The 15,014-nt window shown below is 71.1% G+C and carries 17 protein-coding genes and 1 pseudogene; 11 read left to right on the top strand and 7 right to left on the bottom strand.

Annotated elements, in window-relative coordinates; translation table 11 throughout:
• The first annotated feature begins 66 nt into the window (after positions 1-66).
• Positions 67-2,268 (top strand): glycoside hydrolase family 2 protein, encoded by a 2,202-nt coding sequence (locus LY41_RS02125; protein ID WP_253862109.1) that lies wholly within the window; start codon positions 67-69, stop codon positions 2,266-2,268.
• Between the two features lie 22 nt (positions 2,269-2,290).
• Here LY41_RS02125 and LY41_RS02120 read toward each other — a convergent pair whose 3' ends face one another.
• Both LY41_RS02120 and LY41_RS02115 read right to left on the bottom strand, forming a co-directional pair.
• A complete protein-coding gene (locus tag LY41_RS02120) occupies positions 2,291-3,835 on the bottom strand; it encodes a 1,4-alpha-glucan branching protein domain-containing protein (RefSeq protein WP_308292188.1) in 1,545 nt (514 codons plus the stop codon).
• Positions 3,832-4,644, bottom strand: coding sequence for a class I SAM-dependent methyltransferase (locus tag LY41_RS02115; protein ID WP_372493053.1), 813 nt, complete (start codon positions 4,642-4,644; stop codon positions 3,832-3,834). The genes LY41_RS02120 and LY41_RS02115 overlap by 4 nt, the downstream gene beginning before the upstream one ends.
• A gap of 38 nt (positions 4,645-4,682) precedes the next feature.
• On the opposite strand from LY41_RS02115, the gene LY41_RS02110 reads away from it, so the two are divergent.
• The 8 genes from LY41_RS02110 to LY41_RS02075 all read left to right on the top strand — a co-directional run bounded on the left by LY41_RS02110 (position 4,683) and on the right by LY41_RS02075 (position 10,174).
• Entirely contained in the window at positions 4,683-5,600 is a 918-nt protein-coding gene (locus tag LY41_RS02110; RefSeq protein WP_253862107.1) for a tyrosine-type recombinase/integrase, read from the top strand.
• 406 nt (positions 5,601-6,006) lie between these two features.
• A complete protein-coding gene (locus LY41_RS02105) occupies positions 6,007-6,315 on the top strand; it encodes a hypothetical protein (protein WP_253862106.1) in 309 nt (102 codons plus the stop codon).
• The gene (locus LY41_RS02100; protein ID WP_253862105.1) at positions 6,315-6,605 is read left to right on the top strand and encodes a hypothetical protein; all 291 of its coding nucleotides are present in this window, start codon (positions 6,315-6,317) and stop codon (positions 6,603-6,605) included. Before LY41_RS02105 ends, LY41_RS02100 begins: the two co-directional genes overlap by 1 nt.
• Complete coding sequence (locus LY41_RS02095; protein WP_253862104.1) at positions 6,602-7,993, top strand: hypothetical protein; 1,392 nt, start codon at positions 6,602-6,604, stop codon at positions 7,991-7,993. The genes LY41_RS02100 and LY41_RS02095 overlap by 4 nt, the downstream gene beginning before the upstream one ends.
• A complete protein-coding gene (locus LY41_RS02090; protein ID WP_253862103.1) occupies positions 7,990-8,217 on the top strand; it encodes a hypothetical protein in 228 nt (75 codons plus the stop codon). Before LY41_RS02095 ends, LY41_RS02090 begins: the two co-directional genes overlap by 4 nt.
• Before the next feature lie 186 nt (positions 8,218-8,403).
• A complete protein-coding gene (locus LY41_RS02085; RefSeq protein WP_253862102.1) occupies positions 8,404-8,742 on the top strand; it encodes a helix-turn-helix domain-containing protein in 339 nt (112 codons plus the stop codon).
• Positions 8,739-9,074 carry a hypothetical protein gene (locus tag LY41_RS02080; protein WP_253862101.1) on the top strand — a complete coding sequence of 112 codons (336 nt, stop codon included), beginning with the start codon at positions 8,739-8,741 and terminating at the stop codon, positions 9,072-9,074. Before LY41_RS02085 ends, LY41_RS02080 begins: the two co-directional genes overlap by 4 nt.
• Positions 9,071-10,174 carry a hypothetical protein gene (locus LY41_RS02075; protein ID WP_253862100.1) on the top strand — a complete coding sequence of 368 codons (1,104 nt, stop codon included), beginning with the start codon at positions 9,071-9,073 and terminating at the stop codon, positions 10,172-10,174. Before LY41_RS02080 ends, LY41_RS02075 begins: the two co-directional genes overlap by 4 nt.
• Before the next feature lie 533 nt (positions 10,175-10,707).
• On the opposite strand, the gene LY41_RS02070 is transcribed toward LY41_RS02075, so the two are convergent.
• The 5 genes and pseudogenes from LY41_RS02070 to LY41_RS02055 form a co-directional block, all read right to left on the bottom strand.
• Positions 10,708-11,100, bottom strand: coding sequence for a hypothetical protein (locus tag LY41_RS02070; RefSeq protein WP_253862099.1), 393 nt, complete (start codon positions 11,098-11,100; stop codon positions 10,708-10,710).
• Complete coding sequence (locus LY41_RS02065; RefSeq protein ID WP_253862098.1) at positions 11,097-11,369, bottom strand: hypothetical protein; 273 nt, start codon at positions 11,367-11,369, stop codon at positions 11,097-11,099. Before LY41_RS02065 ends, LY41_RS02070 begins: the two co-directional genes overlap by 4 nt.
• Positions 11,370-11,526: 157 nt before the next feature.
• Positions 11,527-11,607, bottom strand: a pseudogene (locus LY41_RS23770) (SAM-dependent methyltransferase); the annotation flags it as partial.
• A gap of 101 nt (positions 11,608-11,708) precedes the next feature.
• Entirely contained in the window at positions 11,709-11,894 is a 186-nt protein-coding gene (locus LY41_RS02060; RefSeq protein ID WP_253862097.1) for a hypothetical protein, read from the bottom strand.
• Between the two features lie 171 nt (positions 11,895-12,065).
• Positions 12,066-12,947: a DegV family protein gene (locus tag LY41_RS02055; RefSeq protein ID WP_253862096.1), complete on the bottom strand. Its 882-nt coding sequence runs from the start codon at positions 12,945-12,947 to the stop codon at positions 12,066-12,068.
• A gap of 195 nt (positions 12,948-13,142) precedes the next feature.
• On the opposite strand from LY41_RS02055, the gene LY41_RS02050 reads away from it, so the two are divergent.
• Positions 13,143-13,928 (top strand): electron transfer flavoprotein subunit beta/FixA family protein, encoded by a 786-nt coding sequence (locus LY41_RS02050; protein WP_253862095.1) that lies wholly within the window; start codon positions 13,143-13,145, stop codon positions 13,926-13,928.
• A 32-nt stretch (positions 13,929-13,960) separates the two neighbouring features.
• Positions 13,961-14,920 carry an electron transfer flavoprotein subunit alpha/FixB family protein gene (locus LY41_RS02045; RefSeq protein ID WP_253862094.1) on the top strand — a complete coding sequence of 320 codons (960 nt, stop codon included), beginning with the start codon at positions 13,961-13,963 and terminating at the stop codon, positions 14,918-14,920.
• Positions 14,921-15,014: the final 94 nt, after the last annotated feature.

Below are 15,014 nucleotides of genomic sequence, written 5' to 3'. Positions count from 1 at the left end.
CGACACGCGGTGGCCATGTGCCTCGCGCAGCCACCTGCAGTGCGGCGTCTGGAACCATCGACGGTGATGAACGCCGACGTCCCTCCGGCCACCGGCCCCGAACCCGCCTCGGACTCCGCCGCCGCGTCAGACGCGGACTCCGCCACAGCGCCTGACGCGGACTCCGCCGCCGTGCCCGCCGCGGATCCCACGGCCGCTCCCGTTGCTCCCGACGCCCACGCGCTGGCTGCGGCATCCGCGCCGACCGCGCCGACCGCGCCGGTGGCGCCGGAGGCCGGTTGCGGCTCCGCCGGTACGGCGGTGACCGGGCCCGACGGACGGCCCGTCGCACCGTTGACCACGCCGTGGACCGCCGACGTCGACCCCGACGCCCCGTTGCCGGAGCACCCTCGGCCACACCTCACGCGCGGCGACCGCTGGCGCACCCTCAACGGGCGCTGGGAGTACACCGCCGCAGGCGGTGACGGCGAGCCGCAGGGCAGGGAGGAGATCGTCGTCCCGTTCCCGCCCGAGGCGGCCCTGTCCGGAATCGGCCGTCGCGTCGAGCGGATGTGGTACCGGCGCACGTTCGACGTGCCCGCGGACTGGCGCGGCGGCCGGGTGCTGCTGCACTTCGGCGCGGTCGACCAGATCGCCACGGTGTGGGTCAACCACCAGCTCGTCGCCCGGCACGAAGGCGGATACACGGCGTTCTCCGTCGACCTCACCGAGGTGCTGCGGGCCGACGGTGCCTCGGAAGGCAGGGGGAGCGGGGAGCAGGAGATCGTCGTGCGTGCCGAGGACACGGGCAACAGCGGCACGTTCCCCGTCGGCAAACAGGCCAACCGGCCCGGCGGGATTCTCTACACCGGTGCCTCCGGCATCTGGCAGACCGTGTGGCTGGAGGCCGTGCCGCACACCCGCATCGATCGGCTCGACGTGACCTCGGACCTCACGGGGGTCGTGGTCACCGCGATCCCGGCCGGAGCCGAGGTGGCCACTGCTACGGGAGCCACTGCGGCGGGAGCCACTGCGGCGGGAGCGGCTGCCACGGGAACGGCTGTCGTCGAGGTCGAGGTGGCCGGGGTGACGGGCACCGGTGCGGCGGAGCGGCCGGTGCGGGTCGACGTGCCGTCGCCGCGGCCGTGGAGCCCGGACGATCCGCACCTGTACGCGGTCACCGTCCGGCTGCACGCGAGCACGGGTGATCTTCTCGACGAGGTCCACAGCCATGTCGGACTGCGCACGATCGGGCTCGTCCCCGATGCCGAAGGGCGGTCCCGGATCGCCCTCAACGGGCGGATCACGTTCCTGTACGGCCCGCTCGACCAGGGCTATTGGCCCGACGGGATCTACACCGCGCCCACCGACGCGGCGCTGCGCCACGACCTGGAACAGGCGAAGGCCTACGGCTTCAACACGGTCCGCAAACACGTGAAGGTCGAGCCCGCCCGCTGGTACCACTGGGCGGACCGGCTCGGGCTCCTCGTCTGGCAGGACATTCCGTCGCTGCCCGTCGTGCTCGACAATCCGCCGGGCCCGCAGGCGCCGCCCGTGGACCGGGCCCGCACGCGGTTCGAGGAGGACCTGGCCGGCATCGTCGCGGCGCTGCGTTCGGTGACGTCCCTGGTCGTGTGGACGCCGTTCAACGAGGGCTGGGGCGAGTACGACACGGCCCGCATCACCGAGCAGCTGATGGCGGCCGACCCGGAGCGGCTCGTCGTCGCCGACAGCGGCGTCAACTGCTGCCATTCGCATCCCGATTCCGGTGCGGGGCACGTCTACGACGACCACACCTATGTCGGTCCCGGCAGGCCGCTCGCGACCGACCACCGCGCCACGGCCGACGGCGAGTACGGCGGGCTGGGACTGGCCGTCGGAGGGCACCTGTGGCCCGGTGATCCGGTGGCCTACGAGATGACCGGTTCCGCCGAGGAGCTGACCCGGCGGTACGTCGAGGTGGCCCGCGAACTGCGCACCGTGGTGCGCGAGCGTGGGCTGTCCGCGGCGATCTACACCCAAGCCACGGATGTCGAGAACGAGGTCAACGGCCTGCTGACCTACGACCGGCGCGTGCACAAGGTCGACCTCGACGCCGCGGCCGAGGCCAATCGCGCGGTGCTCGCGGAGGGTGCGGGTGCCGACCGGCCGAACGCCGACCGGCAGGGCGCCGACCGGCAGGGCGCTGGCGGGCCGGCCCCCGACCGGCAGGGCGCCGGCGGGACAGGTCGCGGCGCGGCGGGGTCCGGCGGGGCCGGTGACGTGGACGCCGCGGCCGGCAGCAGCTGACCCGCAGGGGCGATCCGCGTCGTCAGAGGGAGCGGGCGTCGAGCCGGCCGAACGGGCTCGCCCGGCGCCGCTCGGCGGCCCTCCGGACGGCGTTCGGATCGCCGGTGCGGTGCAGTGCCGCCAGTTCGTCGAACCGGTCGGTGTGCTCACCCGCCCGCCTGCGGGCGTAGTCGGCGGCCGAGTCCTTGGTGACCATGAACGCCCAGTCGCTGGACAGGGCGAGCAGCGCCTCGCGCACGGCCTGGTCCGCGACCGGGTCGCGGTGGCCGCGTGGCACGTCGAGTGCCAGCAGCCGCTGCTGCAGCTGCGCGTTCGCGTCGACCATGTCGGCCACCTGTTCGCCGTCCCACACGCGCCAGTCCTTGCCCGACCCCCATGAGGAGGCGGGCAGGTCCACGGGCGCGCCGACGTGCCCGGCCTCGGCGGCTCCGCGCAGGGTGGTCACGCGCACGCCCGCCTCCGGCAGCGCGCGCAGAATGCCCTCCAGCCATTGCGGGCCCTCGTGCCACCAGTGTCCGAACAGCTCCGTGTCGTAGGCGGCCACCACGAGCGCCTCGCGACCGTCGCGTTCGCGCAGCGAGCGCAGCCGGGCCACGACGGTGTCGACGAAATCCGTGACGTGCGTCTGCACGGTGTCGGCGGCACGGGCGGGGTCGTAGGGTGCCTTGTCCTGCGGCGGCACCTCTTTCCCGGTGACGCGTGAGGGTTTGATGCCCACGTCGTGTGCCCACGTGTGGAAGTCCCGGTACCGCGCGTGACCGGGGTAGCCGGCTTTCGGCGACCAGACCCGGTAGGTGACCTCGAGGTCGCGGCCGAAGCAGACCACGTCGGAGTCGCCGACCGTGCGCGCCGTCGCCGTGTCGCCGTGCAACGCGGGGCCGTCGACGAGGAAGCGCTGCACGCCCGCCGCCGCGTACGTGTTCTCCATGCCGGGCGCATAGCCGCACTCCGGTGCCCAGATGCCCTCGGGCCGGCTGCCGAGGCGCAGTGCGGTGTCGGCGAGTCCTTCCGACAGCGCGAATCCGCGGACCCGTTCGTCGAGCAGCGGCTGGAACGGATGCGCGAGCGGACCACCGAGGAGTTCGACCACGTCACTGTCCACAAGCGACCGCAGTACGGGGGAGAATCCGTGCCGCCACGTGGTTTCGAGTTCGTCGAGGGCGCGGGTGGCGGCGCGATGCTCACCGGCCGCGAGGTCGGACAGCAGGCCGTCGCCGCGCCACAGGTCCGCGGCGTGCTCGGCCCGCAGTCGCCACGTGCCGAGCCAGTCGTGCATCGCGCGCAGGGCGTACGGGTCGTCGAGTTGTGCCGCCAGCACCGGGGTCACACCGAGGGTCAGCAGGTCGCGTTTGCCCTCGTCGGCGAACCGGCGCAGCAGGTCCATCACCGGCAGATACGAATGCGCCCACGCCTGGTGGAGCCATTCCTCGCCGACCGGCCAGGTGCCGTGATGCGGCAGCCACGGCAGATGACTGTGGAGGACGAGGCAGAACGTGCCCTCGGTCTCGGTGCCGGTCTTGGTGCCGGTCTCGGTGTCGGCTGCGCGGCCGTCGTGCGTGCCCGTCACGGCCGGACCGCCACGGCGAGGAGGTCGAGGCTGGCGTCCAGGTTGCGATCGTGGATGTCGAAGTCGTCCGCCCGGATCGCGGCGACGTCGGCGAGCAGCGATCCGGGCCACGACGCCTGCCCGGGCAGCGAGCCCATGACGACGTCGAGCTGGGCGTCGATGACCGACCCGCCGTAGCGTTCGTCGAGTGCGCGCACCCCGGCGCCGTGGTGCAGACCGGCGAGCCAGTGCACCGCGAATCCGGCCTCGCGGAGCATCTCGTCCAATTCGGACGGTGAGAGCTCGCGGGTGTGGTACGGGTTCAGCGGGGTGTCGCTGCCGGGGGTGAAGGTGAGCCGGTTCGGGGTGGTGACCAGCAGCCGTCCCCCGGGTCGGAGGACGCGGCGGCATTCGGCGAGGAAGCCGTACTGGTCCCACAGGTGTTCGAGTACCTGGAGATTGGCGACGACGTCGAGGCCGGCGTCGATCAGCGGCAGCACCGCGAGGTTGGCGTGCAGCGCGTGCGCGGTGGGATAGCTCCGGGCGACGTGCCCGATCGCGGCACCGTCGTAGTCGAGTGCGATCACCTGCGCCGCGTGCTCGGTGAGCAGGCCGGCGCCGTACCCCTCACCGCATCCGGCTTCGAGGACGACGGCGTCGGCGCAGTACGGCAGCAGCGCGTGATACGCGGCTTCGTGTCGGCGGTACCAGTAATTCTCGTGGCGAACACCGGGGACTGTACGCTCCCCGGAAGCCGCGAGGCAAGCGGCCTCACCTGCGATTTCGTCGGACACTGTCGCTGACACCCGCTTACCGTCGGTTTCGTACATCGTTGTCTGCCACGGGAACCGCGGCTATTCTGCCTTGCGTGGATCACCTTAACGATTGGCTCGACGAGTGGTTGCTGGAGCTCGCAGCGGGCCGTCCCGGCAACGAGACGATCAGGGTCTATCGGCGCAGCGTGGACCAGTTCCTCACCTGGCTGCGCACCGCATACCCGGCGGTGACGATGCCCGCGGACCTCACGCACGCGCACGTGCGTGATTGGTTTGCCCACCTGGTCGACAAGGGCATGGCCGACAGCACCCGGCGGGTGCGCGGTATCGCGGTGCGGAAGTGGCTCGGCTACGTCGCGGCCGAGCCCGACAGCGGTCTTGAACACAACCCCGCCGCGCGGCTCGAGCTGCCCATGCCGCAACCCGAGCCCGTCCCGGTGATCAGTGACGACGACCTGTCAACGCTGCTGAGAAGCATGTCGGGCGGCACGTTCGTCGACCGGCGAGACACCGCGATCGTGCGCGTGCTGCTCGACTGTGGACTACGCCGCGCCGAACTCGTGGGCATCAATGTCGAACACCTCGACGTGCGGCACCAGACGGTCACTGTGACCGGCAAGGGCAGCAAGGTGCGCGCGGTGCCGTTCGGCGGCCGTACCGCCCTCGCGCTCCGTAAGTACATGCGCGCCCGGGCGCAGCGGCCACAAGCGAACGGCTCGGCGCTGTTCCTGTCGACGCGGGCCGACCGGCCCGGCGCCCGCGTGACCGGGGGAGGGGTGGCCGAGATGTTGTCCCGGCGAGCGGAGGCCGCCGGGCTGACTCATCTGCACCCGCACCAGTTCCGGCACACCTGGGCCGCGGACCTGAAGGGCGCGAACATGTCCGACGACCAGCTCGAACGGCTCGCGGGGTGGACCACTCCGACGATGTCCCGACGTTACGGCTCGCATGTGGCCGACGAGCAGGCTCGCGAGGCCGCGCGCCGGCTCGCGCGGGGTGACCGGCTGTGAGCGCCAAGGGCCGGGTCGCCGAGGCGCTCCGGATGTTCTACGGCCTGGAGGGGGACCCGGCGACGTTGCATCGTCTTCACGCCGTGCGATGCCCCGCCGGCCGGCCGCTCTACACGGTGTGGCTCGTGCCCGGTCACGGCCGGTGGGTGGCCGGACAGGTCCGGTCCACGCGCACCACTGTGGACGGAGAGGCGACGAAGTCGATGTTCACGACGCACCCGCTCGAACGGGTCATCGGGCGCGAGGTGGAATACGTGTGTCAGTGCCACCCGACACGGAGTGTCCGAATCGAGCCCTGATTCGCACATCGGTTACGGTGTAGCCACAACGTCATTTAGGGCCCCGCGCGCAGCGCAAATCTTCACCGCATGGGACAGCGGCTAACCCCGGAAGGGGTGGCCTCCCCATGCCCGAACTTCCCACGCCCGAGCAAGTATCCGCGTACATGTCGGCTGCTGCTCACGCCTCGTGGGCCCGCACGACCGACCGCCGCGCCCGCCTCGCGGCGACGTGGGCCGGACGCGATCGCCGCATCGCACGCGAGTACGGCATCCCCGACGAGCTCGAACAGAGCGACCCCGGCGAGTACGCCCGGCGACTCGAATCGGCCAAGCGCGCCTACTTCAAGCAGATGGCCGCCAACCGCGAGGCCAAGCGGCGCGCCCGGAAGGCCGCGTCCACGTCGGACCGTCAGGCCCGCGGTGATGCGGCGTGATGGCAGAGAAACGCCGCCCCGGCTGGGCAACCGAGGCGGCGGACAACGACACGAACACGTCACCCTCGACGGTACCGCAGCGGTCCGACCTCGACCGTCGTCGCCGCGCCGCTGCGCGCCGGCTCGCCCCGCTCGACTGCGGCCACGCCGACCCGTACGACTGCCGTGCCGCGGTGCCACCGTCGCCGCGGTCCACCGAGGCCGCCCGCCTCGCCTGGCACCACCTCCACGGCCTCGGCCTTCTGTCGGAGCTCTCCGAGGCCGTACTCGCCGAGGGGGTGGCCGCGTGATCGGCTACGGCAACGAGGGGCCGGTCGACTGGGACACCGAGACCGGCGAGGTCGTGTACCTCGCCGACCGCGATCACGCCGAGGGGGTGGCCGTCGACCCCTGGGCCGACGTTCCGCCACACGAGGAACCGCCCGGGGAGGCCAGCCAGCACCCGGCCAACGAGCAGGGTGCGGCCGCTGGCCGCACCCATGGCGGCCCGTCGACCGCGCCGGCGGCCGAGCCCTCGGCGTGGCGACCGGTCGACCTGGGCCCGTATCTGCGCGGCGAGATCACGCGGCCCGAACCGGCCGTCGGCATCGTCCGCGACGACGGACTGCGCACGCTCTACCCCGGCAAGGAACACACCGTCATCGGCGAGATGGAATCCGGCAAGTCCTGGTACGCGCTCGCCTGCGCCGCCGCCGAGCTACAGGCCGACCAGGTGGTCGTGTACGTCCACTTTGAGGAGTCCGACCCCTCCGACACCGTGGAACGTCTACAGGCGCTCCACGTGGACGACAGGGCCATTCTCGACCGGTTCCGGTTCGTGGCGCCCGAGCGTGCGATCACCGAGGCCGACCGGGCCGAGCTGCTCGCCCTGTCGCCGGCGCTGGTGATCCTCGACGGCATCAACGAGGGCATGGCGCTGCACGGGGCCGAGATACGCGAAGAGGGCGGCGTCGCGGCGTTCCGCCGACGCCTGATCACCCCGTTTACCACCGCCGGGGCGGCCGTGCTCGGCTGCGATCACGTCGTCAAGGACCGGGAAGCGCGCGGCCGGACCGCGCTCGGCAGCATCCACAAAGGCAACGCCCTGTCCGGCTCGCTGCTGGTACTCGAGAACGCCGAACCGTTCGGCCGAGGCCGGCGCGGCGTCTCGCACGTGTTCGTCACCAAGGACCGGCCCGGACACCTGCGACGCCACGGCAAGGCCACGCGCACACCCGGCCGGACATACCTCGGCACACTGATCGTCGACGACGAGCGCGAGTGGAAGGACTTCCTCGACCTCGCGTTCGTCGCACCGCCGGAGGACGGGCAGCAGGCGGCCGAGACCGACCCGCACGCCGAACTCGACGCGCACGTGCTCGCGGTCGTCACCGAGATCACCGCGGCCGGTCAGCAGGCCACCCAGAACAAGGTTCGCGTCACAGCAGGCGGGAACCGACAAGCAGCCTGCGACGCACTCGAACGCCTCGCGATCGCCGGCCACCTCACCGAGTCGACCGGTTCCCGCGGCGCTCGCGTGTTCGTACCGACTTGTTCCGGCGCCCACACCTCCCATCCGGGCAGCGCGACCTGTTCTTGTCCCGGCCCTAAAGGGCCGGGAACAAGAGAACAAGACGCGCACCTGTTCCCGGAACAAGACGGAACAAGTGGGAACAAGACGCAAGGGCCGACCGGATGACCCGCGAGTGCGACCGCACCGACTGCCACCGGACCCACTACGCCCGCGGCCTCTGCCAACGGCACTACACCCAGCAACGCCGCCGCACCCCGCGCACCAGCAAGGCGAACAGCATCGACCGCGCACGGCTGGTCTACCTCCGCCGCCTCGTCGGACTACCCGACGACGGCCCCACACCCGAACACACCCACCGATGGAACCGGCAGGAGAACACGACGCCGTGACCGGCCATCGAGGTCGCCGAGCGGGCCGCGCTGCTCTCCGACGCCCGCGAAAAGTTCACAACCCTGGCCCCAGATGACCCGCCGCTCCCGTCATTTTTTTGTGTGCGACGCCCGGGGCGGATTGGCCGGTATCGGCCCGGCGCGTCGGTTTCATGCAGACATGCGCATATGGCTATACTTGGTGTCATGGATGACGGTCAGCGGCACAAGCTCGCGCAGACGTTGCGGCAGGAGAAGCGGGCCGCCGAGCATCACAAGCTCGCGCTGTTGGTGCGGGCGCGTGTGATGGTCGATGCGGCCACGCTCACCGTGGCCGAGGTGTGCTCGGCGTTGGGTATCTCGGAGTCGACGTGGCACCGGTTGAGTCGGCAGCACGGGTTGAAGGCGTTGGCGCGTGAGTGCGTGGTCGATGTCGACGGTGCGCTACGGGAGGCGGGCGCGACGGATGCGACCACGGTCGACGACGTGGCGGCGGATACGGATATGGAGCTGGCGGCCGGCGCGCAGGGGGTGTGGCAGCGATGAGCAGGAATCCGTTGTCGGCCGAGCGGCAGGCGCAGTGGCTGGCGTTGGCCCGCAAAGCGGACAAGATGCACGCGCGGCAGGTCGAGAATCTGGCCCATTCGCACCGTTCGGAGATCGCAAGCCATCTCGCCGCTTCCGCCGCGGGTCCGGAGCTGCGCGCCCAGATCTCCGCGATTCAGGCCCGCGTGGACGGTCAGGAGCGGGTGAGCGAGGAGGACAAGCTGTTGGCGGCCGGGATGGTCGATGCCGCCGCGGGGCCGGATCACAAGCGGGAGCAACTTATCCGGGCGCGGCATGCGGTCCGGTTCGCGGGAACGGAGCAGAACACGTGAACATCGAGCAGATCATGGCGGATATGACCGCCATCGTGGACAGTGCCGAGGGTCGCAGCCTGACCAGCGACGAGGTCGAGCGTTACGAGACGCTGGAGAACCAGCTCTCGCAGGCGCAGCGTGACCAGCAGGTGCGCCAGCGGCAGGCCGCCTACACCGCGCCGGCGCCGAACGACGTACAGGCCTTCACGGCGTCGGCCGGCGGCGGGCAGTCGGATCACCCGCTGACCTACAGCGGCGAAGCCGTGCAGGCGGTGCAGGACGCGATCAACACGCGCACCGCGCGGCGGGTTGAGGCCAACTTGTCGCCGGAGCAGTTGCGGCAGGTCACGAACGCGACGGTCGGGACCGGCCAGCTGGGGTCACCGCGCAAATGGGGAAGCAACCCGTTGACGGGGCCGCGGATCCTGCATGTGATCGGCGGGGTGCGCCGCGTCGACGCGGACGCGGTCGCCGCAGAGTTCCCCGAGCTGACGTTGCCGACCGCGCAGGCCGGCGCGTCCGAGGGCGCCTCGTTGGCGGAATACGACTCGAGCACGGCAGGGTCGGCGACGCTGCGCCGGTTCGGACGGTTCACCGATCTCAACGTCGAGGCCCGGTTCGGCACCGATGCGCGCGCCATCGTGGCAATGCATCAACTGGGTATCGCCAAGGACCTCGACGGCGCGCTGATCAGTGATGTGGAGTCGGCGGCCGGGACGGCGGCGGCGTTCGACGACCCGCCGCAGGACGTTCGTAAGGCGATCGCGCAGGTGTTGGACGCCACGGCCTCGATGGACCCTGCCGATCTGGTGATTCTGTCGCATCCCGACGACGCGAACCTGCTGCAGGACGTGCAGCCGACCGGCGGCGAGACCACGGCGGAGGCGTTCCAGCGGTTCGCCGGCGCGCTGGTGTACCCCTCGAGTGCGGTCACGAGCGGCACCATGGTCGTGTCGAACCTGCGCGCGGGCACGTTGTTCTTCGAGGCGCAGGGCGCCATGACCGCGTTCGATGAGGACGTGAAGACGGGTGTTCGGACCGTGGCCACGGCCCTGGTCGGCGGGTACGGCGTCAGCCTCACGGACGGGTTCGCTCAGGCGGTCGACGTGACCGCGTAAGAACTTCTCCTCTGTCGAGGTGAGAAGACGAACGGCCCCGCCGGGTTTCCTTCCCTTTCCCCGGCGGGGCCGTTTCGCTGCGCTGCGTCAAGCCGTGTGCGACTGCGCGGCGGTCCGGTGGTCCGAACCCCGGCCGCCGGGCGTTCAGACCGTAGGGACACGCTCAGCGCCGAAACGGCGGCCTACGTAGCGGAACGGCCGGGAAAGGGCATACGGGGTTCCCTCCCTCACTTCGTTCGGTCGGGACACTCCCACGCCATTTCTGCCCAGCCCAGCACTACCGGCCGCGCCCCATCGTGGGGACGCGGCGTGCCGGATGTGTCGCCCCGCCCCTGGCCATGGGGGCAGAGAGCCGCGCTCACGCCGCGGTGGCTTACGTGAGAGCCCGCCTTACCCGCACGTCCCCGCCGTCACGGGGCCGCGCGGGCATTCGCCCGGGAAGCGGTGCTGAGGAAACCGGGAATCGCCGGCACACTGCCGACAAGGCCGCCGACGTCAGCAGGTCTGACGTCGGCGACGTTGCGGGCAGGTGCTCAGGACGTGATGCGAGCGACCAGCGCGGCCAGAGCGCGCGCACGGGTCGGATATTCGAGCTCTGAAGACCAGCGGGCGGCGGTGTCACCGTCCTGCCGCCAGGTAGCCCACCAGCGGCGGCCGCCGTAACGGTGGCCGCGCCACGGGGCGCCGTCGCCGACCCAGCCGACGAACACGCCGTCGACGGTGACGCGGTAGGCCACGGTGCCACCCTCGTGCATCGCCTCGACACGCTCCAGCGTCTCGCCGGTGCCGGGGTGGGTGGACCGGATGCCGCCGGCGCCGGCGGGAGGGGCGCCGCGGTGCTCGTCGAGGCGCGCGCGAATGTCGCCGAGCCGGCGTTCGACGGCCTCGAGCTCGCCGCGCAGCGCGTGCAGATCGTCGCCGGTCACTCGACCTCACCCCACCGCGCGGCGTGGTCGAACTTGTCGGCGAACAGGGCAGCGTCGGCCGCGGTGAGCCCGTCCGGTACGGCATGGTCGCGCAGCCGCGCGGCGAGATGTTCCACCGCGGCCCGGTGCCGAGCGGCGACGCCGCTGGTAGCGCAGAAGGCTTCCTTGTACTTGTTGGCCTGCCGCCGCCAGTGGCGGGCGCGCAACGCGAACGTGAGAGCAGTCGCGGCGAGTAGTGCGCACGCGACCGCGAGACCTATGGTGAGCACGGGCCGGAACCTTCCTTCCGGTCAAGGCCCCGGGTTCCGGCGTTACTGCGCCGGCCGGGGCCGCCTATATGGTCGACGTTCTGCCACGAGAACTTCGGGCACAACGTCGATAGGCGACCTGCGGAAAGCAGTTACCGCACAACGTGCGAGTGGTCTAGAACCAGTAATTCTCCTCCGGCACTCCCGGCACCGTGCGCTCGCCGGTGAGGTGGAGGGCTTCGGCGCGAGTCGTGTCCACGCCGAGAGACTAGCTGTCGCACCCGGACCGCCTACCTGCCGGTAACGAGAGTTGGGGCCGGCAGGCGGGCGTGAACGGGACCGGTGGCGAGGGCGCCGGCGTCAGCGGGATGCGGGCGGCCGGCCATCGCCGCGGGAGCCACCGGAACCCTTGCGGATCTTGTCGAAGGCCTCTTTGGCCTGCTGGCGCTTGTGGGGGTCGTTGGCCATCCGCTTCGCCTCGGAGATCGCGCGCTTGCCCGCCGGGCTCTTCGCGAACCGGGCCACCTTGTGGAACAGCGATGCCATGTGTGGTCCTTTCCGTCGGCCGTCCGGCCGGTCGTCGTGTCCGACGGCCGGGGCGCCTTACCCCGGCCGGCGTCGGCGGTTCCCAGCGTAGGCGATGGGTGCGGGGGCACCGGGGCGATCGGCGGGAACACGCGACCTTCGAGGCGGGTGCCGGGTCGCGGAAGGCGCAGGTCATGGAACGGGGGCGACGGTGATGCCGAGTGCGCCGGGACCGACGTGCGCACCGACGACGGTGCTGCCCTGCACGAGGGTGAGGTCGCCGAGTGAGGGCAGCAGCCTGCGCAGCTCGCCGGCGACGCGGTGTTCGCGGTCGCCGACCTCCATGGAAGCGATGGCGACGTCGACGGTGGTCGCGCCTGCGCGTTCGACGGCCACGTCGACGAGTTTGGCGAGGGCGCGTTTGGTGCCGGGGGTCCGCGTCAGCGGCGTCACTTCGCCGCCGCTGATCGTCAGGATCGGCCGGATCGACAGCGCGGAACCGATCGCCGCGGCCGCACCGCCGATGCGCCGGCTCCTGCGCAGGTAGTCGAGCGTGTCGACGTAGATGAGCTCGGTGCTGGCGCGGATGCGCGCGTCCGCGGCGCTCATGACGCGTTCCACGGATGCGCCGGCCGCCGCGGCACGTGCGGCAGACACGGCGGCGAAGCCGAGACTCATGTTCGTGGTGCCGCTGTCGAGGATGTACACGGGAACGCTGACCTGCTGGGCCGCCTCGCGGGCCGCGTCCGCCGTGGCCGAGAGCTTGGTGGAGATGTGCAGGCAGACGATCGCGGTGGCGCCCGCGCTGACGGCGTCCTGGAACGTCCAGAAGAACGCGCCCGGGTCCGGGGGTTGCGTGGTGACGGGTTCGTGGTCGAGCAGCCGGCGCAGGAGCTCCTCGCGGTCGTAGCGGTTCTCGTCGTCGACGCGGTCGCCGACGACGACCTGCACGGGCACGACGGAGATGTCCCATTGCTTGGCGGTCCGCTCCGGCAGGCTGGCCGTGGAGTCGGTGATCACTGCGACAGGCACGTCCTCGACGTTACCCCAGGGTAGCCCGAAGTTTGCGCCCATTAAGGCGAATGTGATGCACCGTGCGCGCAAGCGTTGTGTACGTGGTGTAATGACCAGCGGATCGGCCATTTACATGAACGATCGTCCCACTAAAACGCGATTCCGGGTGAACGTGGTCACCTCGGGGCGCGTACCAGTGGTTTTGCGCCTAATCTACCGCCAAGTAACGCCCTGCATTGCGCCTAAAGGAGTTCCATGACCAACATCGCTGTACTGGTCAAGCAGGTGCCGGACACGTACTCGGAGCGCAAGCTCAACGAGAGTGACCACACCCTCGACCGCGAGTCCGCCGATGCGGTGATCGACGAGATCAACGAGCGTGCCGTCGAGGAGGCGCTCAAGATCAAGGAGGCCGGTGAGGGCGAGGTGACCGTGCTGTGCGTCGGTCCCGACCGTGCCACCGACGCGATCCGCAAGGCCCTGTCCATGGGCGCCGACAAGGCCGTCCACGTCTCCGACGAGGCTCTGCAGGGGTCGGACATGGTCGCCACCGCGAAGGTCATCGCCGGGGCGCTCGGCAAGGTCGACGGCTACGACCTCGTCATCGCCGGCAACGAGGCCTCCGACGGTCGCGGCGGCGCGATCCCCGCGATGCTCGCCGAGATCCTCGGCGTGCCGCAGCTGACCCACGCCCGTGAGCTGTCCCTCGAGGGTACGACCCTCAAGGTCGACCGCGAGACCGAGGACGGCGTGACCCACCTCGAGGCGAACCTGCCCGCCGTCGTGAGCGTCACCGAGAAGATCAACGAGCCGCGGTACCCGTCCTTCAAGGGCATCATGGCCGCCAAGAAGAAGCCGGTGGAGACCGTCACGGTCGCCGACCTCGGTGTCGACGCGGGTGACCTGGGCCTGCCGGGTGCGTCCTCGACGGTGCTCGAGGCAGCGCCGAAGCCGCCGCGGGCCGCCGGTGAGCGGGTCGACGACGACGGTGACGGCGGCGTGAAGACCGCCGAGTACCTCTCCGGCCAGAAGCTCATCTGAGACAGACCTCATCCCACTCAAGGAGACGAACCATGGCTGAAGTACTCGTGCTCGTCGACCAGGTCGACGGTGAGGTCAAGAAGTCCACGTTCGAGCTGCTGACGGCTGCTCGCACGCTGGGCGAGGCGTCCGCGGTCGTCGTCGGCACCCCCGGCACGACCGGCAAGGTGAAGGATGCGCTGGCGTCCTACGGCGCCGCGAAGGTGTACGCCGCCGAGTCCGACGACGCCGCCGCCTACCTGGTGACGCCGAAGGTCGACGCGCTGGCCGCCGTGGCGGGGCAGGCGTCGCCCGCCGCCGTGCTGGTGTCCGCCACGGCCGAGGGCAAGGAGGTCGCGGGCCGTCTCGCGATCCGCCTCGGCGGGGGTGTGCTCGTCGACGCGGTCGGCGTGAACGCCGACGGCTCGGTCGACCAGTCCATCTTCGGTGGCGCCTTCTCCGTGAAGGCCAAGGCCGCCAAGGGCACGCCGGTCGTGTCGCTGCGCCCGGGTGCCGTGGAGGCCGAGCAGGCCGACGGCGCGGCCGCGGAGGAGACCGTGGCGCTGCCCGCGGCCGATGCCGCCACGTCCGCCAAGGTGACCGGTGTCGAGCCGGTCGTCGGCGGTGACCGGCCCGAGCTGACGGAGGCGTCGATCGTCGTCTCCGGCGGCCGCGGTGTCGGCTCGGCGGAGAAGTTCGAGGTCGTCGAGAAGCTGGCCGACTCGCTCGGTGCGGCCGTCGGTGCCTCGCGTGCCGCCGTCGACTCGGGCTACTACCCGGCGCAGTTCCAGGTCGGCCAGACCGGCAAGACGGTCTCGCCGCAGCTCTACGTCGCGCTCGGCATCTCCGGTGCCATCCAGCACCGCGCCGGCATGCAGACGTCGAAGACGATCGTCGCCGTGAACAAGGACGCGGAGGCGCCGATCTTCGAGATCGCCGACTTCGGCGTCGTGGGCGACCTGTTCGACGTCGCCCCGCAGTTGACCGACGAGGTCGCCAAGCGCAAGGGCTGAGACCCCGCGCTCGCAGCACACGGCCGCCTCCCCGCATGTCGCGGGGAGGCGGCCGTTCGCGTGTGAGGCCGGTGTGAACGGAGCGTTCACCGGG

Source organism: Prauserella halophila, assembly GCF_024171895.1.
In the GTDB taxonomy this organism is placed as follows: Bacteria; Actinomycetota; Actinomycetes; order Mycobacteriales; family Pseudonocardiaceae; genus Prauserella; species Prauserella halophila.
Note: the sequence above shows the minus strand (reverse complement) of the source record. Positions and strands in the feature narration are given on the sequence as shown.